The sequence below is a fragment of the Dongia sp. genome (assembly GCF_041906375.1).
In the GTDB taxonomy this organism is placed as follows: Bacteria; Pseudomonadota; Alphaproteobacteria; order Dongiales; family Dongiaceae; genus Dongia.
Genome location: NZ_JAYRJJ010000002.1, coordinates 873,549 through 897,475, shown reverse-complemented (window position 1 = coordinate 897,475; position 23,927 = coordinate 873,549). Strand labels below are relative to the sequence as shown.

Genomic DNA, 23,927 nt, shown 5'->3' with positions numbered 1-23,927 from the left:
TCACGCGCTTTTCGCCAGATCCGGCTGCTTGGCCGCCAATTGCTGCAACGCCTTGAGGCTGAGCGGCTTCAGGCCCGCGCCGCCGGCCTTGAGATGGGCGAAGATGCCCTGGCGCATGCGTGGGTCCCAGAATTTCTGGATATGCGAGGCGATGCCTTCGACCGCTTCCGCTTCGGGGTAGGATTGGAAGAAATCGGCGATCTGGTTCGCCATGGAAATCAGACGATCGTCGTTCACTTGTCGTGTTCCCCCGAAGTCGCGATGCGTTGTGGATGCGTGACGATGAGCGCGCTGTCCTCGCGCGCCAGCGCCAGCAAGGTGAGGCCGGCTTCGTCCGCCACCTTAGCCGCCATTTGTGTCGGCGCCGAGACGGAAACGAGAATGGGAAAGCCGGCGATGACCGTTTTCTGCACCATTTCCACCGAGCAGCGGCTGGTGATGACGCAGAAGCCGGATGCCGGATCGATGCCGGCTCTACCTGCCGCACCCACCAGTTTGTCGAGCGCATTATGGCGCCCCACATCCTCGCGCACCAGCAGCAGGGTGCCGGCGGCATCGGCATAAGCCGCGGCGTGCAGGGCATGGGCCTGTTGGTTGAAAACCTGCGCCGCCGGCAGGGCCTGCAGCGCACGCTCGATGGCGTGGAGCGATATCTTCTGCTGGCCATCGATTTTGGGGAGATCGCGCGCCACCGCTTCCAGGCTGTCGAGCCCGCACAGGCCGCAGCCCGTGCGCCCGGCGATGGTGCGGCGCCGTTCCTTGAGGCGCCAGAAGCTCTCCGGCGCCAGGTCGATCTTCAGCTCGATGCCCTTGGCATGGGGCAGGATCTCGACATCGCGAATTTCGCCGGCCTTCTCGATGATGCCTTCGCTCAAGGAAAAGCCGCGGGCGAAATCCTCGAGATGGGCGGGGCTCGCCATCATCACGGCGTGGCTGATGCCGTTATAGACCAGGGCCACCGGCACCTCTTCGGCGAGGCAATCGAGCCGGTCGAGATGGGCGCCATCGAAACCGAGTTGCCGCAGCTTGACCGGCACGACCACAGGCGGCATCGCCACCAGGGTATCGTCACCGGCCTGCTGCGGCAGTTTCTGTTGCATGACCTACTCGGCCGCCTTGTTGATGCGCCGCGACGCCTGGCGGAACAAGGCGTTCTCGCGCTGCCATTCCGACTGGTGGTTGGAAAGCCGCACCTCGACCGCCGTCACCTTGTATTCCGGGCAATTGGTCGCCCAGTCCGAGAAGTCGGTGGTGATGACGTTGGCGCCGGTGCCGAAATGGTGGAAGGTCGTATAGACCACGCCCGGCTGCATGCGCTCCGAGATCACGGCTTTCAGCGATGTTTCGCCGACCCGGCTCACGATCGCCACATTGTCGCCGTCGCGGATGCCGCGTTCCTCGGCATCATGGGCATGGATTTCCAGCACGTCCTCCGGATGCCAGGCCACGTTCTCGGTGCGCCGCGTCTGTGCGCCGACATTGTATTGCGAGAGGATTCGGCCCGTCGTGAGAATGAGCGGGAAGCGCGGCCCCACCCGTTCCTCGGTCGGCACGAATTCGGTGATCATGAAGCGGCCCAGCCCACGTACGAACTTGTCGATATGCATGGTCGGCGTGCCGTTGGGGGCGGCGTCGTTGCAGGGCCACTGGATCGAGCCCATTTCCTCGAGCCGCGCATAGGAAACGCCCTTGAAGGTCGGCGTGAGGGCCGCGATCTCGTCCATGATTTCGGATGGGTGACTGTATTCCATCTTATAACCCAGCGCGTTGCTGAGCATGATGGTCACTTCCCAATCGGCATAGCCCGGCATCGGCGGAACGGCGCGGCGCACGCGGTTGATGCGGCGCTCGGCATTGGTGAAGGTGCCGTCCTTCTCCAGGAAGGTGGTGCCGGGCAGGAACACATGGGCATAGTTCGCGGTCTCGTTGAGGAAGATGTCCTGCACGACCACGCATTCCATCGCCTCGAGACCCGCCGTCACATGCTGGGTGTTGGGGTCCGACTGGGCGATATCCTCGCCCTGAATGTAGATGCCCTTGAAGGTCCCGTCGACGGCGGCATCCAGCATGTTGGGAATACGCAGGCCCGGTTCCGGATCGAGCGTCACGCCCCAGGCCGCGTTGAACTGTTCGCGCACGCTGTCGGTCGAAATGTGGCGATAGCCGGGCAGTTCGTGCGGGAACGACCCCATGTCGCAGGACCCCTGCACATTGTTCTGGCCGCGCAGCGGGTTCACGCCGGCGCCGATATGGCCGACATTGCCGGTCGCCATGGCAAGGTTCGCCATGCCCATGACCATGGTCGAACCCTGGCTGTGTTCGGTGACGCCCAGGCCGTAATAGATGGCGGCGTTCCTGACACTGGCGTAAAGGCGGGCGGCCGCTCGCACGTCGGCGGCCGGCACACCGGTATACTTCTCCATTTCCTCGGGCGCATGGCGCTTGTCGGACACGAAATCGCGCCAGCGGTTGAATTCCGTCTTGTCGCAGCGTTCGGCGACGTAATCTTCCTTCACCAGCCCTTCGGTGACGATCACATGGGCCATGGCGTTGATAATGGCGACATTGGTGCCGGGCTTCAGGGCCAGGTGATGCGTCGCTTTGATATGCGCCGATTTCACCAGGTCGATGCGCCTGGGATCGATGACGATGAGCTTGGCGCCCTGACGCAGGCGCTTCTTCATGGCGCTGCCGAAGACCGGATGGGCGTCGGTCGGGTTGGCGCCGATCACCATGATGACGTCGGCTTCGCGCACGGAATCGAAATTCTGCGTGCCGGCCGAAGTGCCGAAGGTCTGCGACAGGCCATAGCCGGTCGGCGAATGGCAGACGCGGGCGCAGGTATCGACATTGTTGGTCCCGAAACCGGCGCGGATGAGCTTCTGCACCAGATAGGTTTCTTCATTGGTGCAGCGGGACGAGGTGATGCCGCCGACCGACGTGCGGCCATACTTTGCCTGGATGCGCTTGAACTCGGACGCGGCGTGATTGATCGCTTCTTCCCAGGAAACTTCCTTCCACGGGTCGGTGATCTTGGCGCGGATCATCGGCTTGGTGATGCGGTCCTGGTGGGTGGTGTAACCCCAGGCGAAGCGGCCTTTGACACAGGAATGGCCGTGATTGGCCTCGCCATCCTTATAGGGGACCATGTTGACGACTTCGGTGCCGCGCATCTCGGCCTTGAACGAACAGCCGACACCACAATAGGCACAGGTGGTGATGACCGAATGCTCGGCCTGGCCGGCTTCGATGACAGTCTTTTCCATCAAGGTCGCGGTCGGGCAGGCCTGCACGCAGGCGCCGCAGGAGACGCATTCGCTCCCCAGGAAGTCTTCCTTCTGGCCCGGCGACACGGTCGAGGCAAAACCACGGCTGTCGATGGTGAGGGCGAACGTCCCCTGCACTTCCTCGCAGGCGCGAACACAGCGCGAGCAGACGATGCACTTCGAGGCGTCGAAGGTGAAATAGGGATTGCTCTCGTCCTTGGCGCTATCCAGGTGATTGGCGCCCTTGAAGCCGTAGCGCACGTCGCGCAAGCCAACGACACCCGCCATGTCCTGCAATTCGCAATTGCCATTGGCCGGGCAGGTCAGGCAATCCAGCGGATGGTCGGAGATATAAAGCTCCATGATATTGCGGCGGAGCTTGGCGAGCTTCCCGGTCTGGGTCCAGACCTTGAGCCCGTTTTCGACCGGCGTCGTGCACGACGCCGGCGTGCCCTTGCGGCCTTCAATCTCGACCGCGCAGAGCCTACAGGAACCGAAAGCCTCGATGCTGTCGGTGGCACAGAGCTTGGGCACCTTGGTGCCCATCTCGGCCGCGGCGCGCATGATCGAGGTGCCTTCCGGCACGGTCACGTGCTGGCCGTCGATGGAAAGGGTCACCATCTTGGTGGAAAGGCGGATCGGGGTGCCGTAATCAGTTTCTTTGATCAACATGATTTGGGTTCCTCGTCACTCAGCCGCAGCGCGCTGGCCGGCGGGCCGGTTGAAATCTTCCGGGAAATGGCGGACGGCGCTCTGCACCGGGAAGGGGGTGAGGCCCCCCAGCGCGCAAAGCGAACCATCCAGCATCGTGTCGCAAAGGTCGGCCAGCAGTTCCATGTTCTTCTGCCGGTTTTCGCCGGCACGGATGCGGTCGATGACTTCGACGCCGCGGGTCGAGCCGATGCGGCAGGGCGTGCACTTGCCGCAGGATTCGACCGCGCAGAATTCCATGGCGAAACGCGCCTGCAGGGAAAGATCGACGGTGTCGTCGAAGACGACAATGCCGCCATGACCCAGCATGCCCTTGGCCGCCGCCATCGCTTCATAATCAAGCGGCGTGTCGAGCAGTGAAGCGGGGAAATAGGCGCCGAGCGGTCCGCCCACCTGCACCGCGCGCACCGGCCGGCCGGTCGCCGTACCGCCGCCGAAATCCTCGATCACCTGGCGAATGGTGATGCCGAAGGCCATCTCGATGAGACCGCCATGTTTCACATTGCCGGCGAGCTGCAACGGCATCGTGCCGCGCGAGCGGCCCATGCCGAAATATTTGTAGAACGTGGCACCCTTGTCGAGAATGGTGGGGACCGCCACGAAGGACAGCACGTTGTTGATCACGGTCGGCTTGCCGAACAGGCCCTTGATCGCCGGCAGCGGCGGCTTCGCGCGCACCATGCCGCGCTTGCCTTCCAGGCTTTCCAGCAGCGAGGTCTCCTCGCCGCAGATATAGGCCCCGGCGCCCAAGCGCAGTTCAAGATCGAAGCGCTTGCCGGAACCCATGATGTCGGGCCCCAGATAGCCCTTGCGGTTGGCGGCAACGATGGCCGTTTCCATCGCCTTGTAGGCATCCGGATATTCGCTGCGGATATAGATGAAGCCCTTGGTGGCGCCGACGGCAAGGCCAGCGATGGTCATGCCCTCGATGAGCAGGAAGGGATCGCCTTCCATGATCATGCGGTCGGCAAAGGTACCGCTGTCGCCTTCATCGGCGTTGCAGACGATGTATTTCTGGTCCGCTTCCAGCCCTGCGACCGTCTTCCATTTGATACCGGTGGGGAAGCCCGCGCCACCGCGTCCGCGCAGGCCCGATTCCAGCACCTGCTCGACGATGGCCGCACCCTGCATCGCCACCGCGTTCTTGAGGCCGCGATAGCCATCATGGGCGATATAGTCTTCGATATCGCTGGGATCGACGATGCCGCAGCGCGCGAAGGTGACGCGCTCCTGGCGCTTCAGATAGGAAAGCTCTTCGGGTTTTCCCAGATAAAGCTTATGGCCCTTGGCGCCGGTGAGGAAGCCGCTCTCGAACAGGCCCGCCACGTCTTCGGGGGCTACCGGGCCATAGGCGATGCGGCCCTCCGCCGTCACCACTTCGACCATCGGCTCCAGCCAGAACAGGCCGCGGCTGCCGTTGCGGATGATCTTGAGGTCGGCCTTGCGCGTCAACGCCTCGACCTTGACCGCATCGACCACTTCGTCGGCACCGAGCGCCAGGGCTCCGGAATCGCCGGGGATATAAAGGGTTATGCTCATCAGCGTGCCCCCGCCGCAGTCTTGGCCATGATGCTGTCGAATTTTTCCGGGGTGACCCGGCCATGCAGCTTGCCGTCGATCATCATCGAGGGGGCGCAGGCGCAAAGCCCTAAGCAATAGACCGCCTCGAAGGTGATCTTCTTGTCGGACGTGGTTTCACCCAGGCCTATTTTGAGGTGCCGCTTGATGTGCTCTTCAAGCTCGCGACCAGCCATCGACTGGCAGGCCTCGGCGCGGCAGATCTTCACCACATGGCGGCCGGCCGGGTTTTTCCGGAAATCGTGATAGAAGGTGAGGACACCATGCACTTCGGCGCGAGAGAGGTTGAGCTCCTCGGCGATGACCGGCACAATGCTGGCATCGACATAACCAAATGCGTCGTTGAGGGCGTGCAGGATGGGCATCAAGGCGCCATCCAGCGTTTTCTTCTCCTGGACGATGCTCAAGGCAGCGTCTTTATCCCAAGACTTTCCTGGGGACCTCGCGGCGGCTAATCCCGACATTGGCGTCACTTCTCCCGATGGCCGGCTCTTATGCCGTCTGGTGTAGGACGGAGGCACCGGCCTTGGTGTCCTGAAAACGACATCCGACTAGTAAATCCACAACCGGGCAGCGGGATTCAAATCGCTTGATATTATGATCTGATAAAAGAAATTTATCAAAGCTGATAGCTGAGCGCTATCAGATCGCCAGGGCAGCCGCCGGAGCGTCAGTGGTGGCAAAGGGTGCTGGATAAATTATCCTTCCCCTTCTACCACTTAATGCGCCTTTGCGCAATTCTAGCGCCATGAAGGCGGGGCCGTCGAAGGGGGCCGCGAAACCCTGCAGTGCGGCGGCGGTAAAGCCGAAGCGGCTGTAATATTCGGGGTGGCCCAGCACGACCACCGCGTCCCAGCCTTCCGCCCGGGCCTGGGCGAGCCCGGCTTCCATCAGCGCCGTACCGACGCCTTGGCCTTGCCGTCCCGGCATGACCGCGAGGGGCGCCAGCGCCAAGGCGGCGATCGCTTCGCCATCCACCTCGACGAGCAGCGGGCTGAACAGGATATGGCCGAGCAGCTCCACGCTATTGCTGGCCACCAGCGAAATGGCATCGAGGTTCGCCGCCAGCAGATCCGCCACCAGCCGCCCCTCATAGGGCGTGCCGAAGGCGGCATCGTGAAGGGCGATGAGCGCCGGAAGGTCCGAGCGGTGCGCGGCTTTGATATCCATGCCAGATTTCCTCTGCAAGCATGAGATATAAGCCTGTGTCGGCTGACGCCAACCTTAAGCTAGGTTGGCGACACGCGAATTTGATCGAAGAAACCGGGGAAAACATGCGTCTGGCCTTGCTGCAGAACGATTCCGTCCCGCTCGATACCGAATGGCAATTCACGGCATTGGCGGAGGTGGCGCAGCATCTTTCCGGCGCCGCCGATCTGCTGGTGACGCCGGAACTCTTCATGACCGGCTACCGCATCCCGGCCGACGACATGCGGCGCCTGGCCGAACCCGCCGATGGCCCCTTCGCCCGGCGCGTAGCAGCCCTTGCCAAGGAAACCGGCGTTGCCATCCTCTACGGCTTTCCCGAACGCGACGGCGCGCTGGTCTATAATTCGGTCCAGGTATTCGATGGCGGCGGCAACAGCATCGCCCGCTACCGCAAGCTCCATCTCCCCTCCGCCGAGGAGCGCGCCATGTTCAAGGCGGGCGACCGGCTCGTCACCTTCGAGCTCAAGGGATTCAAGGTGGCGCCCCTCATCTGCTACGATGTCGAGTTTCCAGAATCGGTACGCGCCTGTGCCGGGGCCGGCGCCGACCTCGTCATCGCCCCCACGGCCTTGCGCAAGCACTGGGCTCAGATCGCCGAAATGATGATCCCGGTCCGCGCCCTCGAAAACGGTGTGTTCCTGGCCTATGCCAACCAGGCCGGCACCGAAGCCGATTGGGACTATGCCGGCCTCTCCTGCATCATCGATCCCGAAGGCCAAGCCCTGGCCCGCGCCGGCGACCAGCCCGCGGTCATTCTTGCCGAACTCGACAAAACCCAGGTCGCCCGGGCGCGCGCCCTGCTGCCCTATCTTGCCGACGCACGCTTTAAGGTGACGGGGCCGGTCTAGCGCCCAGACGGTGATCGCATCTTTTGGCAAGACCATGCCGCTCTCTTGCAAATGTGTCAGGCCACACTCTAAGAGACTGTCTCTAAAATACTGGCTCGCCGACGCATCACCTGAACAGACACATGACCCACCCGCTCACCTCCGCCGAACTGACCCCCTTCGTCAGCGACCTCGCCAGATCCGCCTTGCCGCGCTGGGACCTGGATGGGGCCGATCTCCGGCTGATCAATCATTCGGAGAACTGGACCTATCACGTCGAACGCGGGCATGGCGCGCGGCCGGTGATCTTGCGAGTGCACCGCGCGGGCTATCACAGCCGCGATGGCATCCGCAGCGAGCTTGCCTGGATGCGGGCCCTCCAGGCTGAAGCCGGTGTGATGACACCACAGGCCATTCCGGGGCGAGATCACGCGGACATCCAGACGGTGGCGCATCCGGCGCTGGAGGAGTCTCGCCATTGCGTGCTGTTCGAATTCATCGACGGCATCGAACCGCCGCAGGACGATCTCATCGCTCCCTTCCGTCAACTGGGAGAGGTGGCGGCGCGTTGCCACAATCACAGCGAAGGCTGGCAGCGCCCGCAATATTTCGACCGCCTCGCCTGGGATTTCGAACATGCCGTCGGCGCCGCACCCAATTGGGGCGATTGGCGCCAGGGGCCGGATTGCTCCCCCGATCGCGCGGCGATCATCCAGCGCGCGGTCGATCTTCTGGAAACGCGCCTCGCGGCGTTCGGCCAGCAGCGCGAGCGCTACGGCTATATCCATGCCGATTTCCGCCTCGCCAACCTGCTGCTGCACGAAGGCGACGTGCGCGTGATCGATTTCGACGATAGCGGCCTCGGCTGGTTCCTCTACGACGCTGCGACCGCGGTCAGCTTCTTCGAGACCCGGGCCGACGTGCCGGAGCTGATCGATGCCTGGAAGGAAGGCTATCGCCGCCGGCGCCTCTTGAGCCTTGCCGAAGAAGATGAAATCGACAGCTTCATTCTGCTTCGACGCCTCACGTTGTTCGCCTGGATGGGTTCGCATAGCGAAACAGATCTCGCGCGCGCTGAAGGACCGGGCTACGCGCTGGGGACCGCGGAACTGGCAGAGAAGTATCTCACGCGTTTCGGGTGACACACCCTGTCAAGCGAACGCGTTCACCCGTCAAGCGCCTGCACTCCGCGCAGCCTAGCTTTGCACTCATCAGGCAGCGAATGCGCTTGATATCGCATCTGCGAAAGCCCTAGCATCGTTCTTGCACATGTGCCGAATAAGAGCGCGTGGCGATACAGGGGTTTGAGGTCGAGAGGGGACGGGTGATGTGGCGCGAGATTGCCGCCGACGAACGGCATGAAATCACGGTCGATGGCTATAAGGTCATCGCCTACAGCTTCGGCAAGGGTCCTGAAACCGTGCTGTGCCTCAATGGCGGGCCGGGCCTTCCCTGCGACTACCTGCGCGAGGCGCATTCCTGCCTCATCGACCAAGGTTACCGCGTGGTTGCTTTCGACCAGCTCGGCACGGGTGCGTCCGACCGGCCGACCGATGCGAATTTGTGGAACATCACACGCTATGTGGCCGAGGTCGAAACCGTCCGCACCAAATTGAACCTCGGCAAGGTGCATCTGCTCGGCCATTCCTGGGGCGGCTGGCTGTCGATCGAATATGCGCTGACGCATCCGCAGAATCTGAAAACGCTCATCCTCGAAGACACCAATGCTGACATGCCGCATCTGGTTTCGGAACTGATGCGCCTGCGCGACGCCTTGGGGTCCGAGACGGTTGCCATGATGCAGCGTCACGAAGCGCAAGGGACGCTCACCCATCCCGAATACCAGGCCGCCGTCACCATCCTCAATTACCGCCATGTCTGCCGTCTGCAGGAATGGCCGGCGCCGGTGAAACGCTCGCTCGACGATTGGAACATGGGACCCTATGTGACCATGCAGGGGCCTAATGAATTCCTCTATACCGGCAATCTCAAGGATTGGAACCGCGTCCCGGACCTCCACAAGATTCCTTGCCCGGTTCTCATCACCACGGGCCAGCATGACGAACTGACGCCGGCCTGTTCCATGCGCATGAAGCTGCATTTGAAGAATGCCGAGCTGCATGTCTTCCCCAATTCCAGCCACATGCCCTTCTACGAAGAGCCGGACGCCTATTATCCGGTGCTGACCAGCTTCCTGAAGCGACGCAGCAACTGATGAACCTGCACCGCTATCGCTTCATCCTCACGCGACCGCTGCAGCTTCTGCCCGTTCTGCTCGGCATCAGCGTCATCACCTTCGTCCTGGTGCGGCTCATTCCCGGCGATCCGGCGCGGGTGCTGCTGGGCGCCAAATCGACGCCCGAAGCCATCGCCCGCATCCGCGCCCAGTTCGGCCTGGATGAGCCGATCTGGCTACAATATCTCTACTTCCTCAAGAATCTGGGCCTGGGCGACATGGGGAAGTCGATCCTCTACAAGATTCCCGTGCTGCAGCTCATCGCCGAGCGGCTGCTGCCGACCCTGTTCCTCATCGGCGGCAGCGTGCTGCTGGCGCTGGCGCTGGCCATTCCGCTGGCATCGCTTGCCGCCACACGGCGCGGGCGCCTTGCCGATCATGCCATTCGCCTCTTTTCCACCGCCGGGCTCGGCTTCCCGCCCTTCTGGCTTGCCATCATGCTGATCATCATCTTCAGCGTGAAACTCGACCTCTTTCCGGTGGCGGGCTATGGCGACACCTGGGGCGACCAGCTCCACCATCTGGTGCTGCCCTGCTTTACCGTGGCCTTGGCACTCTCCGCCGTCATCACGCGGAACCTGCGCGCCAGCATGATCGCCGAGCTTGCCTCCGACCATGCCACCGCGGCGCGGGCGCGGGGCCTTTCCGAGGCCCGCGTCTTCTGGCGCCATGTGCTGCCCAACGCGGTCATCCCGGCCATCAACCTCCTCGCTGTCAATATCGGCTGGCTGATCGGCGGCAGTGTCGTCATCGAAACCGTCTTTTCCATTCCCGGCATGGGCCAGCTGTTGGTGCGCGGCATCTTCACGCGCGATTACATGGTGGTGCAGTCGGTTGCCATGGTCTTTGCCTGTGCCACGGTCATCGTCAATTTCCTGGCCGACGTGCTGACCGTCGCCATCGATCCCCGAGTTGAGCTATGACGGGGGTAGAATTATGAGCGCCGTCGCCTTGCGACCTGCCTGGCTGCCGCGGCTCGGCAAGCATCCGCTGCCCCTGGTGCTGGGCGCTTCGCTCATCGGCGCCATCGTGCTGCTGGCGATCTTGGCGCCCATCGTGGCGCCGTTCGACCCGATTGCGCAGAATCTCGAGGTGAAGCTGCAGCCGCCGAGCTTCGCCCATCCGTTCGGTACCGATAATTTCGGCCGTGACATCCTTTCGCGCATCATCTGGGGGGCGCGCATCGATCTGCAGATGGGCCTCATCGGCGTCGCCTTCCCCTTCCTTATCGGCACCACCATCGGCGCCATCGCCGGATATGCCGGACGGGCGGTGGATGCGGTGGCAATGCGGGTGGTCGACATCGTGCTGGCCTTTCCCTTCCTGGTTCTGATGCTGGCCATCATCGCCATCCTGAAGCCGGGCCTCTCCAGCTTCTACATCGCCATGGCGCTGGTGGGCTGGGTCTCCTATGCGCGGCTCATCCGCGCCCAGGTGCTGGTGTTGAAATCGGCCGATTTCGTGCTGGCGGCCAGGAGCCTCGGCTATTCGCATCCGCGCATCCTCTTTCGCCACATCCTTCCCAATGTGCTGACCGGCTCGATCGTCTTTTCGATGTCGGACGTGGTGCTGGTAGTGCTCAACGGTGCCGCCATTTCCTATCTCGGCCTCGGGGTCCAGCCGCCGACCGCGGAATGGGGCATCATGATTTCGGAAGGACAGAACTTCATCACCACCGCGTGGTGGATCACGGCCTTTCCGGGCCTTGCCATCGTTGTCATGGCGCTGGGCTTCAGCCTGCTGGCGGATGGCTTGGGCGAAAAGCTGGGGGTCAGGGAATGAGCCCCGGAAACACCCTGCTGCGCGTCGAAGACCTTTCCGTGCGGGCCCGTTTGGGGTCGCGTGTCTTCAACATAGTGGAACAAGCGTCCTTTTCGCTGCGCCGTGGCGAGGTGCTGGGATTGGTGGGCGAGAGCGGCTCGGGAAAGTCGGTCACCTGTCGTGCCATCCTGCGGCTCCTCCCCGGCGCCAATCTTTCCATCCCCGAAGGCCGGATCCTTTTCGATGGCCGTGACTTCACGGCGATGTCGGAAGCCGATATCCGGGCCGAACGGGGCGCCTCGGTCGGCATGATCTTCCAGAACCCGGCCAGTCATCTCGACCCCGTCATGAGCATCGGCGACCAGGTGGCGGAATCGATCGTGCTTCACCGCGGCGTCTCCCGCGCGGAAGCCTGGGGCCAGGCGATCGACCTGCTGCGCCAAGTGGGGATTCCCGACCCCGCGCGGCGCGCCCGAGGCTATGCCCATGAATTTTCCGGCGGCATGCGCCAGCGCGCGATGATCGCGGCGGCCTTGGCCTGCGATCCGCAGCTCCTCATCGCCGACGAACCGACCACGGCGCTCGATGTGACGGTGCAGGCCCAGATCCTGCGGCTGCTGCTGGACCTCCGGGACAAGCGCGGCCTTTCCATCATCCTGGTGACCCATGATCTGGGCGTGGTGGCGCAGGCCTGCGATTCCATCGCCGTCATGTATGGCGGGCGCATCGTCGAGACGGGACCAAAGCGCGACGTGCTGAAGGCGCCCTTTCATCCCTATACCGCCCGCCTCATCGCCTGCCAGCCAAACCATTCACTGGCGGCGCAGGGCGCGGGCAGCGGGCTTCTGCCGAGCATTCCGGGCCAGCCGCCCAGTGCCGGCGACATGCCACCGGGCTGCCGCTTCCATCCGCGCTGCGATCTCGCGCAGGCGCGCTGCCGGGAGAGCATGCCGGAGCTGGTCACGCGCGCACCCCATCATCTGGCGGCCTGTCCGGTGACGGCGGAGGTGCAGCCATGAGCGGTGCCTTGCTGCATGTCGATGGGCTCAACGTGCATTTCCGTGGTCCCAAGGGCAAGCTGGTGCGCGCAGTGAACGGCGTCAGTTTCAGCCTGCAGCCGGGCGAAACCCTGGGCCTGGTCGGCGAAAGCGGTTGCGGCAAGAGCACGCTCGGCCGCGCTATCCTGCGGCTCGGCGACATCACCGAGGGCCGGGTCGATTTCGACGGCATCGATGTGGGCGGCGGCAATCGCAACGCCATCATGCGGCTCCGGCGCGAAACGGCGATGATCTTCCAGGATCCCTATAACGCGCTCAATCCGCGCCTCACCATCGGCCAGGCGATCGCCGAAGTGCTGCGTGTCCATCAGAAAGTACCGCCGGCGCAGATCGACATGCGCGTTGCCGAACTGATGCGCCTCGTCGGCCTCTCGCCCGATCTTGCCGCGCGTCGGCCGCGGGCCCTTTCCGGCGGGCAATGCCAGCGCGCGGGCATCGCCCGGGCGCTGGCCATCGAACCCAAGCTCATCATCGCCGACGAATGCGTGGCGGCCCTCGATGTCTCGATCCAGGCGCAGATCATCAATCTGCTGATCGAACTCAAGGGGCGCATGAACCTCGCCCTCATCTTCATCGCCCATGATCTCGGCGTGGTGCGGCGTCTGTGTGACCGCGTTGCCGTCATGTATCTGGGGCGCATTATCGAGGAAGGGGCGACGGAGGACGTGTTCGGGGCGCCCAAGCATCCTTATACCCAGGCGCTCATGCGCGCGATCCCGGAGATCGACCCGGATCGGGGCCTGCCCGACGATCCTTTGGGCGGCGAACCGCCGAGCCCGCTCGACATCCCGCAAGGCTGCGCCTTTCATCCGCGCTGCCCGCAAGCCCTGCCCATCTGCCGCATCGAACTTCCACAGAAGCGAACCATCGGCGGATCAGACGTGAATTGCCATCTTTACGACGCACCAAGCATCCACAGTGAACAGGAGAGGGAGACAATCCATGCTTAACAGAAAATGGCTGAGTATCGGCGCCGCGAGCATCTTCGCGCTGCTGACGGTCGGCACGAGCATCGCCTCGGCCGACAGCGTGCTGAGCATCGGCCGGCGCGAGGACGGTACCACCTTCGACCCGATCAAGACCACGCAGAACGTCGATTTCTGGGTGTTCTCGAATGTGTTCGACGTGCTGGTGCGCGTCGACAAGACCGGCACCAAGCTGGAGCCAGGCATCGCCGAAAGCTGGGAAATTTCGCCGGACGGCCTGGTCTATACCTTCAAGATCCGCAACGAGACCTTCTCCGACGGTTCCCCGCTCACCGCCAAGGACGCGGCCTTCAGCCTCATTCGCATCCGCGACAATCCCGGCTCGCTCTGGGCCGACAGCTACAAGGTGATCAAGACGGCGGAAGCCAAGGATGACCACACATTGGTAATCACGCTCAACCAGCCGGCGGCCCCCTTCCTTGCTTCGCTCGCCATGCCGGGCGCCTCGATCCTTTCCGAAAAATATGTCACGGAAAAGGGCGAGGACGCGATCATGGACCATCCGCTGGGCTCAGGTGCCTTTGAGCTGGTCGAGTGGAAGCGCGGCGAAAAAGTGGTCCTCAAGAAGAACCCGAATTTCTGGGAGAAGGACCGCGTCAAGCTCGACGGTGTCGAATGGGTCTCGATCCCCGACGACAATACCCGCATGCTGAAAGTGCAGGCGGGCGAATTGGACGCCGCCATCTTCGTGCCCTTCTCGCGCATCGCCGAACTGCAGAAGGACGCCAATCTCGCCGTCCATCTCGATCCCTCGACGCGCGAGGATCATCTCCTCATCAACCAGCGCAATGAGACCCTGGCGAAGATTCCGGTCCGGCAGGCGCTCGACATGGCGATCGACAAGAAGGCCATCGTCGACACCGCGACCTTCGGCTTCGGCGAGGTCGCCAATTCCTATGTGCCCAAGGGCGCCCTCTATCACAACGATAACAACCTGCTGCGGCCCTACGATCCGGAAGCTGCCAAGAAGCTGCTGGCGGATGCCGGTGTGAGCGACCTCAATCTCAACTTCATCGTCGATACCGGCGACGAGGTGCAGGAGCAGACGGCGATCCTCATCCAGGAACAGCTGGCCAAGGCCGGCGTCACGGTCAACATCACCAAGGTCGATCCAAGCTCGTCCTGGCAGATGGAAGTGGATGGCGAATACGATCTTGCCATCAACTATTGGACCAATGACGTGATCGACCCGGACCAGAAGACGACCTTCGTGCTGGGCCATGACGCCAACAACAACTACATGACCCATTACAAGAACGACAAGGTCAAGGAACTGGTGGCGGCAGCCCGCGTCGAGATGGACCCGAAGAAGCGCGAGGCCATGTATATCGAGATCCAGACCATCGCCAAGGACGAGGCGCATTGGATCGATCTCTATTACAGCCCCTATCGCAATGTGACGCGCAAGAACATCGAGGGGTTCTACCAGAACCCGCTCGGCCGCTTCTTCCTCGAGGACACGGTGAAGAACTGACCCGTCATCTCAGGCCTAAAGACTTGCCGGGCCTTGAGACTTTAATGACGCCGCGGGCACCTTGCCCGCGGCGTCTTCCTTTAGAGCTCGACCGATTCCGGCTCACGCAGGAAGGGCTGCTGGTGGACGACGACATGGTCCTGGTCAATGAGCACGATTCCGTAATGCGGCGGCTCGTCGGAACTCCACACCGGTTCGTCGGCCGCGATCGCCTTGGCGACCGAAAGGCCTGTCCCGAGATGCAGCGCGACCTGATGGTTGGTGCCGTGGAGCGTCGAAAAAGGGATGCCGCGCCAGCTGCCCGACACCGGCCGATGCACATGGCCGAAGAAGATGTGGCGGATGCGCGCCCGGTGCGGTTCGATCGCGCGCCAGAAATCCGTCGGGTCGCGCAGGCTGATGCCGTCCATGCCGGTGATCCCCAGCGGAAAGGGCGGGTGATGGAGGCAGAGATAGACCGGCCCCGTGCCGCCGGCCAAGGCCCTCCCCAACCAATCGGCGCGCCGCGCGCAGAAGACACCGTGTGAAACACCGGTCTCAAGCGTGTCGAGGAGGATGAAGTCGCCCTCGGGCGACGGGACAACGCCCTGGATGAGGCCGTTGGGATCGCGCGGCGTTCCGGGAAAGACCGCAGCCAAATCCTCCCTTGTGTCGTGATTGCCGACGATGAGATGCACCGGCATGGGCAGGGACGCCAGGATGTCGCGCAAGCCGGAGAAAGCCGGCATCCCGCCGACATGGGTGAGATCGCCGGTGACGATGACGAAGGCGGCGTCACCATGGCGTGCCGCGATATCGCCGACACAGCGCCGCAGGCGCTGCGCAGGATCGGTTCCGTAAAGCGCCTGGCCCGGTTCGACCAGATGCGGGTCGGTGACGTGGATGAATTTCAGCATGGCAGGGGCCCGCGCAATCAAGAGTTGGCCGCGACTATAGCGGGGCTTGGTGGTGTCGCGAATGGGTTCCGGTGGGACTGTTGTGGGTTGGTGAACAATCTGGTCACAATCCTGCGCATTGTTCGCACCGGCGGACCGCCCTATCTTTGCCCCAACCAATGAGGCCAGAACCATGACGTTGCGACAGACCCAGCACATCATCACGGGCGAGGAAACCTCGGATGGGGCCGGGGTGCATATGAAACGCCTGTTCCCGGCCCAGGGCATCCTGCAGATCGACCCGTTCCTGCTGTTCGACGAATTCGGCTCGGACGATCCCGACACCTATATCGGCGGTTTTCCCGACCATCCGCATCGCGGCTTCGAAACGGTCACCTATATGCTGGCCGGGCTGATGCGCCATTTCGACAATCGCGGCAATAGCGGCCTGCTGGAACCGGGCGGTGCGCAATGGATGACGGCCGGGCGCGGCCTCATCCATTCGGAAATGCCGGAACAGACGGACGGGCTGATGCGCGGCTTCCAGATCTGGATCAACCTGCCGGCGGCGGAAAAGATGGTGGCGCCGCGCTATCAGGATTACCGGCCCGACCAGGTGCCGGTGAAGACGCTGGCCGACGGGACCGTGCTGAAAGTGGTGGCGGGCGAGGCGGAAGGGGTGAGTGGACCCGTGAACGGCGTATCGCGCCAGCCCTTGCTGGTCGACGTGACCCTGCCGGCGGGCATCGCCTGGCGCCACAAGGTCGATCCGGCCGCCACCGTGCTCGCCCATGTGTTCGAGGGCGGGGCCGAAATTGGCGGCCGCAGCCTTGGCACGACGCAGATGGCGGTGCTGGGCGACGGTGACGAAATCGCGATCAAGGCAGGACCGGCGGGCGCCCGGGTGCTTATCCTCGCCGCCCGTCCCATCGGCGAACCGGTCGTGCGCGCCGGGCCTTTCGTCATGAACACGCGGGCCGAGATCGAGCAGGCCTTCATGGATTACCAGGCCGGCCGCTTCGGCTGAACGCCGCGATGCGGCCATGAGCATATCGCATCGCGCCAGTTCATAATTGTTATCGCGCGTTCTGTTCAGGCCGAGCGCGGCTCGCTAAGCTCCACCCCAGTACCACGCGTCATCCCGTGCTTGGCACGGGCATGACGGAGAATGATGGGGACGGGCAGCCAGGCATGACCGGCGAGATCGAAAGCGGGGCGCGGGTGCGGCGGCGGGGCGAGGATCATCCGCGGCGGCCGCGAGAAAGCGGGCTCTCGCAGGGGCATTTCCCTTCCATCCTGCGGCGCAGCCTCAAACCTGTCGAGCCGCTGGATGAAGAGCAGCTGCAGGCCATTCATAGCGCCTCGCTGACCATCCTCGATGAGATCGGCATCGAATTCATGGGCGCCAAGGCGCGTGCCGTTTTCGCCAAGGCGGGCGCCAAGGTCGATCATAGCAGCGGCCTGGTGCGCATACCCGGCGAACTGATCCAGGACGCGTTGAAGACCGCGCCGCGCAGATTCTCGCTGACGCCGCGCAATCCGGCGCGGCGCATCGAACTCGGCGGCGATGCGCTGGCCTTCGGCCTGGTCGCCGGTCCGCCCACGGTCGAAGATCGCATCAATGGCCGGCGCGCCGGCAATCTCCCCGACTATCAGCGCCTCATTCAATTGGCGCAGAGTTTCGACATCATCCATCTGATCGGCAACCAGCCGACGGCGCCGCAGGAATTGCCCGCGCAAAGCCGCCATCTCGATTGCTATCTCGCCAACCTCACTTACTCGGACAAGGTCTATCATTGCACGGCGATCGGGGCCGAGCGCGCCCTCGACGGTATCGACATGATGGCGATTGCCAGGGGCAAGACGCGCGAAGATCTGATCGACGATCCTTCCGTTCTCACCATCATTTCGGTCAACTCGCCGCGCCGCTTTGACGAGGCGATGAGCGACGGGCTGATGGCGATGAGTGAATGGGGCCAGGCGGCCGTCATCACGCCCTTTACCCTGATGGGGGCGATGGCGCCGGTCAGTCTGGCCGCGGCCCTCGCGCAGCAGAATGCGGAAGCCTTGGCCGGCATCGTGCTGACCCAGCTGACCCGGCCCGGCGCTCCGGTGGTCTATGGCGCCTTCACGTCCAATGTCGATCTGCGCTCCGGCGCCCCGGCCTTCGGCACGGCGGAAAATGCGCGCGCGACGCTGGTGGGCGGGCAATTGGCGCGGCGCTATGGCCTGCCCTACCGCGCCAGCAATGCCAGCGCCAGCAACACCGTGGATGCGCAGGCGGCCTATGAATCGGAAATGTCGCTGTGGTCCTCGGTGCTGGGCGGGGCCAATCTGGTCTATCACGGTGCCGGCTGGATGGAGGGAGGCCTCTGCGCCTCCTTCGAAAAGATCGTGCTCGATGTCGAAATGCTGCAGATGATGGCGGCCTTGGTGCAGCCATTCACCATCAACGATGCCGAACTGGGCCTCGATGCGCAGCGCGAAGTTCAGCCGGGTGGCCATTTCTTCGGCGCCCAGCACACGCTGGCGCGCTATCAGACAGCTTTCCACAAGCCGCTTATCGCCGATTGGCGTTCCTATCCCAATTGGGCACAGGACGGCGCCAGGGACGCGACGCAACGCGCTACCGCCGTGTGGCAGCAGGCGCTGAACACCTATGCGGCGCCACCGCTCGATGCGGGCGTCGCCGAAGCCTTGCAGGAATTCGTGACGCGCCGAAAGGTCGAGCGCAAGAACGCGCAGGACTAAGCACCCAATCCATCAAGCCGCAGCTTGACGCAGATCAATGCGGGGCCCCTGTCATCGGGACGTCATATTCGTGACACCTGCCGGCAGGAGGAAATGGATGGCGCAAGCAGCGAAACCGATGATCACCGCGACCGCGACGGAAGAAGCCCCGAGCGTCGCGCCGGCTGCATCCCCGAGCGCTGCAGCGGGAAGCGTGCCGCCGGAAACCAAACCGACTGCAGCCAAACCGACTGCGGTCGAACCCATTGCGGCCGAACCAAAGGCGGATGCGGCGGCGGTGATAGCCAAGACCCAAACGCCCAGGGCCGCCAAATCCATCGCCAAGGAAATCAAGGCCGGCGCGGCGAAGCTGCATGACCTGAGGATCGGCGGCGAGGATGATACGGCGCATCAGGCGGCAGGACGGCCGGCCAAGCCCTGGGTGCGCGCAGGCCTCACGGAAGCACTGGCGACGCCGGGCTTCAGGGAAATGCTGCAGGATGAAGCCAAGCTCCGCGCCAACTTCCAGAGCGATGCCTATCCCTACGAAACAGCACTGAAGACGGCGCATTACGAGGCGCAGAAGGCGCAGCTTCAGGTCGAACTCCTCAAGGTGCAGGCCTGGGTCAAGGATACCGGGCAACGTGTCGTCGTGCTGTTCGAGGGGCGCGACGCCGCCGGCAAGGGCGGCACCATCAAACGCTTCATGGAACATCTCAATCCGCGCGGTGCCCGCGTGGTGGCGTTGGAAAAGCCTACCGACAAGGAACGCGGGCAATGGTATTTCCAGCGCTATATCGAGCAGCTGCCGACGGTGGGCGAGATCGTGCTGTTCGACCGCTCCTGGTACAACCGCGCCGGGGTCGAGCGCGTGATGGGCTTCTGCAGTTCCAGCGAATATCTGGAATTCATGCGCCAATGCCCGGAACTGGAACGCATGTTCGTCAATAGCGGCTTGCGGCTCTTCAAATACTGGTTCTCGGTCGGCCGCGACGAGCAGAAGAAGCGCTTCCATGGCCGCAAGAACGACCCGCTGAAACTGTGGAAGCTCAGCCCGATCGATCTGCAATCGATCGACAAATGGCATGATTACACCCAGGCCAAGGAGGCGATGTTCTTCTATACCGACACCGCCGACGCCCCCTGGACCATCATCAAATCCAATGACAAGAAGCGCGCGCGGCTCAATTGCATGCTGCATTTCCTCTCGCAACTGCCCTATCCCAACAAGGATCCCCTGGTGGCGGCGACACCCGATCCGCTGATCGTCGGGTCTGCCACCCATGTGATCGACCGCGCCGGCATGCAATCGAGCCTGTTCCTCTCCAAGCGGAGTTGAGCGCCGGCGGCTGCTACCGAGCCCGATTGCATTTCCCCGGTCGATCATGCATCAATCGCGGCGGGTTCTGGCCGTATGATTGGGGAGTTTCATGAAGGTTTTCATCAGCAGCGATATCGAAGGCACCGCCGGCATCACGCATTGGGACGAGGCCGAGAAGGTGCATGATTCCTATCCGGAGTTTCGCGAACTGATGACCGGTGAGGTACTGGCGGCGATCGACGGCGCCATCGAGGCGGGGGCCACCGAGATCCTTCTCAAGGACGCCCATGATTCAGGGCGCAACATCATCACCGAGAAGCTACCCGCTTGCGTGAAGATCATCCGCGGCTGGAGCGGCAGTCCCTTGAGCATGGTGCAGGGTATCGAGGACGGTTTCGATGCCGTGATTTTCACCGGCTATCACAGTCGCGCCGGGTCGGAGACCAATCCGCTGGCGCATACGATGAATCTGCGCATTTCCGAGCTGCGCCTCAACGGCGTGCCGGCCTCGGAATTCCATCTCCACGGCACCGCCGCGGCCTATTACAAGGTACCGGCGGTCTTCATCTCCGGCGACAAGGGGATCTGCGCCGATGCCGAGAAGCTCAATCCGGGCATGGTGACTGTGCCGGTGCTGGAAGGGATCGGCCGGTCGACCATTTCGGTCGCTCCCGCGGTCGCCCGCGCCAAGATCAAGGCTGGCGTCAAGAAGGCGCTGGGCCTCGACCGCAGCAAATTGCTGCTGCCCATCGCCGATGTGACCGTGCTGGAGGTTGTGTTCAACAACCCGACCGATGCCTACCGGGCGTCCTGGTATCCCGGCGCCAAGCATACCGGCAACCGCACGGTGCAGTTCGCGGCCGCCGATTTCTTCGAGATCATGCGGGCGCAGAAATTCATCTTAGGGATCTGATCGGCAAGCGAGGCCCCTCGCCCGCTTGCGGGGCGAGGGGCGGGGTGAGGGGTCTCCGCCCCTACCTAAATAGGGGCTACATCGGCGCTGCCGCTTCGGTTATCGTCGCTCCCGCAGAATGAGAGGCGGGATATGAGCGACGCGCGGCCGGTCACCATTTCGATTGCCCAGTTCAACGCGCAGGATGACGAGAAGCCAGGCAATCTCGCCAAGGCGCAGCATTACCTGGATCTCGCCGGCACGCGCGGCAGCAACATCGTGGTGCTGCCGGAACTTTTCACCGGCACCGGCTTTTCCAGCGGCACGGCCCATCAGATGCTGGCCGAGCCCATTCCGGGACCGACGCTTGCGATGATGGCGGCGGCCGCACGCAAACATGCGATGTATGTGACCGGCTCGTTCTACGAAAAAGGCGCCGACGGGCGCATCTACAACACAGCGCCGGTCATCGGCCCTGGCGGCGACCTGCTGGGCTGCTACCGCAAGACCCATCTCTTCGACGTGCCCAACCGCACCGATCTGCCGCCCGGCATCATGGAATCAAGCAAGGTGACACCGGGCAAGGAGCTGCAGCTCTACGACACCAATCTGTGCCGCTTTGGGCTAGGCATCTGCGCCGATATCCGTTTCCCGGAGATGTTCCGGGCCTATGCCAAGGCGGGGGCCGAGCTCATCCTGCTGCCGACCGCCTTCCTCTCGCCCCGCTTCGACCATTGGGATTTCCTGTTGAAAGCACGCGCCACCGATCATCAGATGTTCATCGCCGCCTCCGGCATGACGGGCAAGGAGAAGGTCACCGGCATCGGCTTCATCGGCCGCTCCAGCGTGGTCGATCCCTGGGGCGTTATCCTCGCCGGGGCGCCGGATGAAGAGGCGATGCTGACCACCACCATCGACCTCGACCAGGTGCGGCGGGTGCGCAATTGGTGGCCGCTCAACGACCAGACGCGCCCCGACCTCTATGGCCAGGTGGCGGTGAAGACGACGCGGCCGTGATGTGGAAATTACGGCGACTGGGCTGCGCCGCCCTGCTTCTCCTCGGTATGGCGCTTTCAAACGCTCGCGCCGACGAGCCGATTCGGCTGGTGGCCGAGAATGACTGGTTCCCCTTTTCCGCCGAACGCCATGGCGGGCCAGAAGGTCTGGCAGTCGATCTGGTGCGTGCGGCTTACAAAGCTGCAGGCGCCAAGGTCGAGTTGGTGAGCCTGCCCTACGCGCGCTGTCTCGGCGAAGTCGAGGCGGGGCTGCAGCTCGGCTGTTTCGACACGATCCGCGAGCCCTCGACCGAAGCGCGCTTCCTGTTTCATGAGAAGCCGCTCTTCTCTGCCGCCATCGTCATCATCGCGCCGGCTGATTCAGTGGCGGAAGATCTGACGCCGGCCGACCTCAAGGGCCAGCGCGTCGCTGTCACCAACGGCTATACCTATGGCGAGCCGTTCCAGAGCGACGGCAGCGTCATCAAGGACAATGCGACGTCGGATCTGGGTGTCTTGCGGCTGGTGGCGCGGAAGCGCGCGGCTTACGGCGTCATCTATGATAAGGTGATGGCGCATCTGCTCGCCGAACATGGCGGCGAGCTGGCCGGAAAGGTCAAGGTAGTTGGGCTGCTGGCCCGGCCCGAGCTCTATGTCTCCTTCTCGAAGCGCCGGCCGGATGCGGCGGCGGCGATGGCAGCCCTCGATCGCGGGCTGGAGATCATCCGCGCCAACGGTATCTATGACGAAATCGAGCAGCGCTGGGCCGTGCGCTTCAGCGTCGCCGGGGCACCTTAAGGGCGGGTTGCAAAGTGTTGGTTCGGGAGAATCGGGCATGACGGACAGGAAATCGCCCTCCCAGCTGATCGATGCCAGGATCAAGGAGCTGGGCGATTGGCGGGGCGAGATGCTGAGCAGGGTCCGCGCCCTGATCAAGCAGGCAGATCCGCAGATCGTCGAGGAATGGAAATGGCGCGGCGTTCCCGTCTGGTCGCATGACGGCATCGTCTGCACGGGCGAGACCTACAAAAGCGCCGTCAAATTGACCTTCGCCAAGGGAGCCTCCCTGGAAGACCCGAAGGGTCTCTTCAATGCCAGCCTTGATGGCAACACCAGGCGCGCCATCGACATTCATGCAGGCGAGAAGATAGACGAGGCGGCGCTGAAGGCGCTCATCCGCGCCGCAATCGCCTTGAATGCGGCCAAGCGAAAGCCGGCGCGCTAGCGGAAGGGCATCAAGAGCAGGCGCTTGAGCCCAAGCTTCTCGCCCTTGCGCTCCTCGGCAAGTCCTAGCATGACGCCCTGCTGGCCGAGCGCCGGGCTTTCGAAATAGGTACGCGCCAGCCGGTCCCACAGCGAGAGGATGTTGCCGTAATTGGAATCCGTTTCGTCCGGCTGCGTCGAATGGTGGCGCCGGTGCATGTCGGGCGTGCAGAAGAAAAGGCGGACAGTCCCGTCCCATCTTTCCGGCAGGGCGATATTGCCGTGGGTGAAGAGCGCGAAGGCGCTGAGCAGCGTTTCATAGATCAGCACGATGAGCGGGTCGGCGCCGAGCAGCGCCACGATGGCCGCCTTGTAAAGCAGGGACAGCATGATCTCGACCGGGTGGAAGCGCAGGCCCGTGCTGATGTCGACATCGAGATCGGTGTGGTGCACCCGGTGCAGCCGCCACAGCCAGGGGACCTTATGCGTTGCCACATGCTGCAGATAGATGGCGGCATCGAGCACGAGCAGGGCGAGAGCCGCTTCCAGCCAGAGGGGCAGGATGATCTGGTTGAAGAGGCCGAAGCCCCGGTCGCCGACATAAAGAGCCGTCGCGAGAACCGCGGCACCCAAGGTGACGCGCTGGATTAGGATGTTGAGCGCGACGAGGCCGAGATTGGTGCGCCAGCGCCGCGCCTTGTCATCGCGCAAGGGACGGCGCGGCCAGCGCAGTTCGGCGAGGCCCAGCAGCGCAAAGAGGATGAGAAAAACGGAAAGACGGAAGGCGGCTTCGTTCATGCAGCCA

The 23,927-nt window shown here is 63.4% G+C and carries 23 protein-coding genes; 15 read left to right on the top strand and 8 right to left on the bottom strand.

All coding sequences use genetic code 11. From position 1 onward, the window contains the following. The 6 genes from ACE3OA_RS11095 to ACE3OA_RS11070 all read right to left on the bottom strand — a co-directional run bounded on the left by ACE3OA_RS11095 (nucleotide 1) and on the right by ACE3OA_RS11070 (nucleotide 6,725). A complete protein-coding gene (locus ACE3OA_RS11095; RefSeq protein WP_374310816.1) occupies nucleotides 1-237 on the bottom strand; it encodes a formate dehydrogenase subunit delta in 237 nt (78 codons plus the stop codon). Continuing rightward, nucleotides 234-1,100, bottom strand: a complete 867-nt coding sequence (fdhD, locus tag ACE3OA_RS11090) for a formate dehydrogenase accessory sulfurtransferase FdhD (RefSeq protein WP_374310815.1) — start codon at nucleotides 1,098-1,100, stop codon at nucleotides 234-236. Before fdhD ends, ACE3OA_RS11095 begins: the two co-directional genes overlap by 4 nt. Before the next feature lie 3 nt (nucleotides 1,101-1,103). Beyond that, nucleotides 1,104-3,938 (bottom strand): formate dehydrogenase subunit alpha, encoded by a 2,835-nt coding sequence (gene fdhF, locus ACE3OA_RS11085; protein WP_374310814.1) that lies wholly within the window; start codon nucleotides 3,936-3,938, stop codon nucleotides 1,104-1,106. Nucleotides 3,939-3,953: 15 nt separating this feature from the next. After that, on the bottom strand, nucleotides 3,954-5,516 hold the full coding sequence (locus ACE3OA_RS11080) for a formate dehydrogenase beta subunit (RefSeq protein WP_374310813.1): 1,563 nt from the start codon (nucleotides 5,514-5,516) through the stop codon (nucleotides 3,954-3,956). Continuing rightward, nucleotides 5,516-6,019, bottom strand: a complete 504-nt coding sequence (locus tag ACE3OA_RS11075; RefSeq protein WP_374310812.1) for a formate dehydrogenase subunit gamma — start codon at nucleotides 6,017-6,019, stop codon at nucleotides 5,516-5,518. Before ACE3OA_RS11075 ends, ACE3OA_RS11080 begins: the two co-directional genes overlap by 1 nt. 178 nt (nucleotides 6,020-6,197) lie before the next feature. Beyond that, on the bottom strand, nucleotides 6,198-6,725 hold the full coding sequence (locus tag ACE3OA_RS11070) for a GNAT family N-acetyltransferase (RefSeq protein ID WP_374310811.1): 528 nt from the start codon (nucleotides 6,723-6,725) through the stop codon (nucleotides 6,198-6,200). A gap of 104 nt (nucleotides 6,726-6,829) precedes the next feature. On the opposite strand from ACE3OA_RS11070, the gene ACE3OA_RS11065 reads away from it, so the two are divergent. The 8 genes from ACE3OA_RS11065 to ACE3OA_RS11030 all read left to right on the top strand — a co-directional run bounded on the left by ACE3OA_RS11065 (nucleotide 6,830) and on the right by ACE3OA_RS11030 (nucleotide 15,106). Further along, a complete protein-coding gene (locus tag ACE3OA_RS11065) occupies nucleotides 6,830-7,612 on the top strand; it encodes a carbon-nitrogen hydrolase family protein (protein ID WP_374310810.1) in 783 nt (260 codons plus the stop codon). A gap of 122 nt (nucleotides 7,613-7,734) precedes the next feature. Then, nucleotides 7,735-8,733, top strand: coding sequence for a phosphotransferase enzyme family protein (locus ACE3OA_RS11060; protein WP_374310809.1), 999 nt, complete (start codon nucleotides 7,735-7,737; stop codon nucleotides 8,731-8,733). 185 nt (nucleotides 8,734-8,918) lie between these two features. Next, the gene (locus ACE3OA_RS11055; protein WP_374310808.1) at nucleotides 8,919-9,806 is read left to right on the top strand and encodes a proline iminopeptidase-family hydrolase; all 888 of its coding nucleotides are present in this window, start codon (nucleotides 8,919-8,921) and stop codon (nucleotides 9,804-9,806) included. Next, nucleotides 9,806-10,750: an ABC transporter permease gene (locus tag ACE3OA_RS11050; protein WP_374310807.1), complete on the top strand. Its 945-nt coding sequence runs from the start codon at nucleotides 9,806-9,808 to the stop codon at nucleotides 10,748-10,750. The genes ACE3OA_RS11055 and ACE3OA_RS11050 overlap by 1 nt, the downstream gene beginning before the upstream one ends. 13 nt (nucleotides 10,751-10,763) lie before the next feature. Beyond that, entirely contained in the window at nucleotides 10,764-11,609 is an 846-nt protein-coding gene (locus ACE3OA_RS11045) for an ABC transporter permease (protein WP_374310806.1), read from the top strand. Further along, nucleotides 11,606-12,607, top strand: coding sequence for an ABC transporter ATP-binding protein (locus tag ACE3OA_RS11040; protein WP_374310805.1), 1,002 nt, complete (start codon nucleotides 11,606-11,608; stop codon nucleotides 12,605-12,607). Before ACE3OA_RS11045 ends, ACE3OA_RS11040 begins: the two co-directional genes overlap by 4 nt. Continuing rightward, entirely contained in the window at nucleotides 12,604-13,596 is a 993-nt protein-coding gene (locus tag ACE3OA_RS11035; protein WP_374310804.1) for an ABC transporter ATP-binding protein, read from the top strand. Before ACE3OA_RS11040 ends, ACE3OA_RS11035 begins: the two co-directional genes overlap by 4 nt. Next, nucleotides 13,589-15,106: an ABC transporter substrate-binding protein gene (locus ACE3OA_RS11030; protein ID WP_374310803.1), complete on the top strand. Its 1,518-nt coding sequence runs from the start codon at nucleotides 13,589-13,591 to the stop codon at nucleotides 15,104-15,106. The genes ACE3OA_RS11035 and ACE3OA_RS11030 overlap by 8 nt, the downstream gene beginning before the upstream one ends. 80 nt (nucleotides 15,107-15,186) lie before the next feature. On the opposite strand, the gene ACE3OA_RS11025 is transcribed toward ACE3OA_RS11030, so the two are convergent. Then, the gene (locus ACE3OA_RS11025) at nucleotides 15,187-16,002 is read right to left on the bottom strand and encodes a phosphodiesterase (RefSeq protein ID WP_374310802.1); all 816 of its coding nucleotides are present in this window, start codon (nucleotides 16,000-16,002) and stop codon (nucleotides 15,187-15,189) included. 172 nt (nucleotides 16,003-16,174) lie between these two features. Between ACE3OA_RS11025 and ACE3OA_RS11020 the strand changes: the two genes are divergently transcribed. The 7 genes from ACE3OA_RS11020 (at nucleotide 16,175) to ACE3OA_RS10990 (ending at nucleotide 23,144) form a co-directional block, all read left to right on the top strand. Next, complete coding sequence (locus ACE3OA_RS11020) at nucleotides 16,175-17,008, top strand: pirin family protein (RefSeq protein ID WP_374310801.1); 834 nt, start codon at nucleotides 16,175-16,177, stop codon at nucleotides 17,006-17,008. A 131-nt stretch (nucleotides 17,009-17,139) separates the two neighbouring features. Further along, on the top strand, nucleotides 17,140-18,732 hold the full coding sequence (locus ACE3OA_RS11015; protein ID WP_374310800.1) for a trimethylamine methyltransferase family protein: 1,593 nt from the start codon (nucleotides 17,140-17,142) through the stop codon (nucleotides 18,730-18,732). Between the two features lie 97 nt (nucleotides 18,733-18,829). After that, complete coding sequence (ppk2, locus tag ACE3OA_RS11010; RefSeq protein ID WP_374310799.1) at nucleotides 18,830-20,050, top strand: polyphosphate kinase 2; 1,221 nt, start codon at nucleotides 18,830-18,832, stop codon at nucleotides 20,048-20,050. 91 nt (nucleotides 20,051-20,141) lie between these two features. Then, nucleotides 20,142-20,945, top strand: coding sequence for a M55 family metallopeptidase (locus ACE3OA_RS11005; protein ID WP_374310798.1), 804 nt, complete (start codon nucleotides 20,142-20,144; stop codon nucleotides 20,943-20,945). A 132-nt stretch (nucleotides 20,946-21,077) separates the two neighbouring features. Next, nucleotides 21,078-21,941, top strand: a complete 864-nt coding sequence (locus ACE3OA_RS11000; RefSeq protein ID WP_374310797.1) for a carbon-nitrogen hydrolase family protein — start codon at nucleotides 21,078-21,080, stop codon at nucleotides 21,939-21,941. Further along, nucleotides 21,941-22,717: a substrate-binding periplasmic protein gene (locus ACE3OA_RS10995; protein ID WP_374310908.1), complete on the top strand. Its 777-nt coding sequence runs from the start codon at nucleotides 21,941-21,943 to the stop codon at nucleotides 22,715-22,717. The genes ACE3OA_RS11000 and ACE3OA_RS10995 overlap by 1 nt, the downstream gene beginning before the upstream one ends. A 37-nt stretch (nucleotides 22,718-22,754) precedes the next feature. After that, nucleotides 22,755-23,144 carry a DUF1801 domain-containing protein gene (locus ACE3OA_RS10990; RefSeq protein ID WP_374310796.1) on the top strand — a complete coding sequence of 130 codons (390 nt, stop codon included), beginning with the start codon at nucleotides 22,755-22,757 and terminating at the stop codon, nucleotides 23,142-23,144. Here ACE3OA_RS10990 and ACE3OA_RS10985 read toward each other — a convergent pair. Then, a complete protein-coding gene (locus tag ACE3OA_RS10985) occupies nucleotides 23,141-23,920 on the bottom strand; it encodes a sterol desaturase family protein (protein ID WP_374310795.1) in 780 nt (259 codons plus the stop codon). The two genes, ACE3OA_RS10990 and ACE3OA_RS10985, sit on opposite strands and share 4 nt — an antisense overlap. Nucleotides 23,921-23,927: the final 7 nt, after the last annotated feature.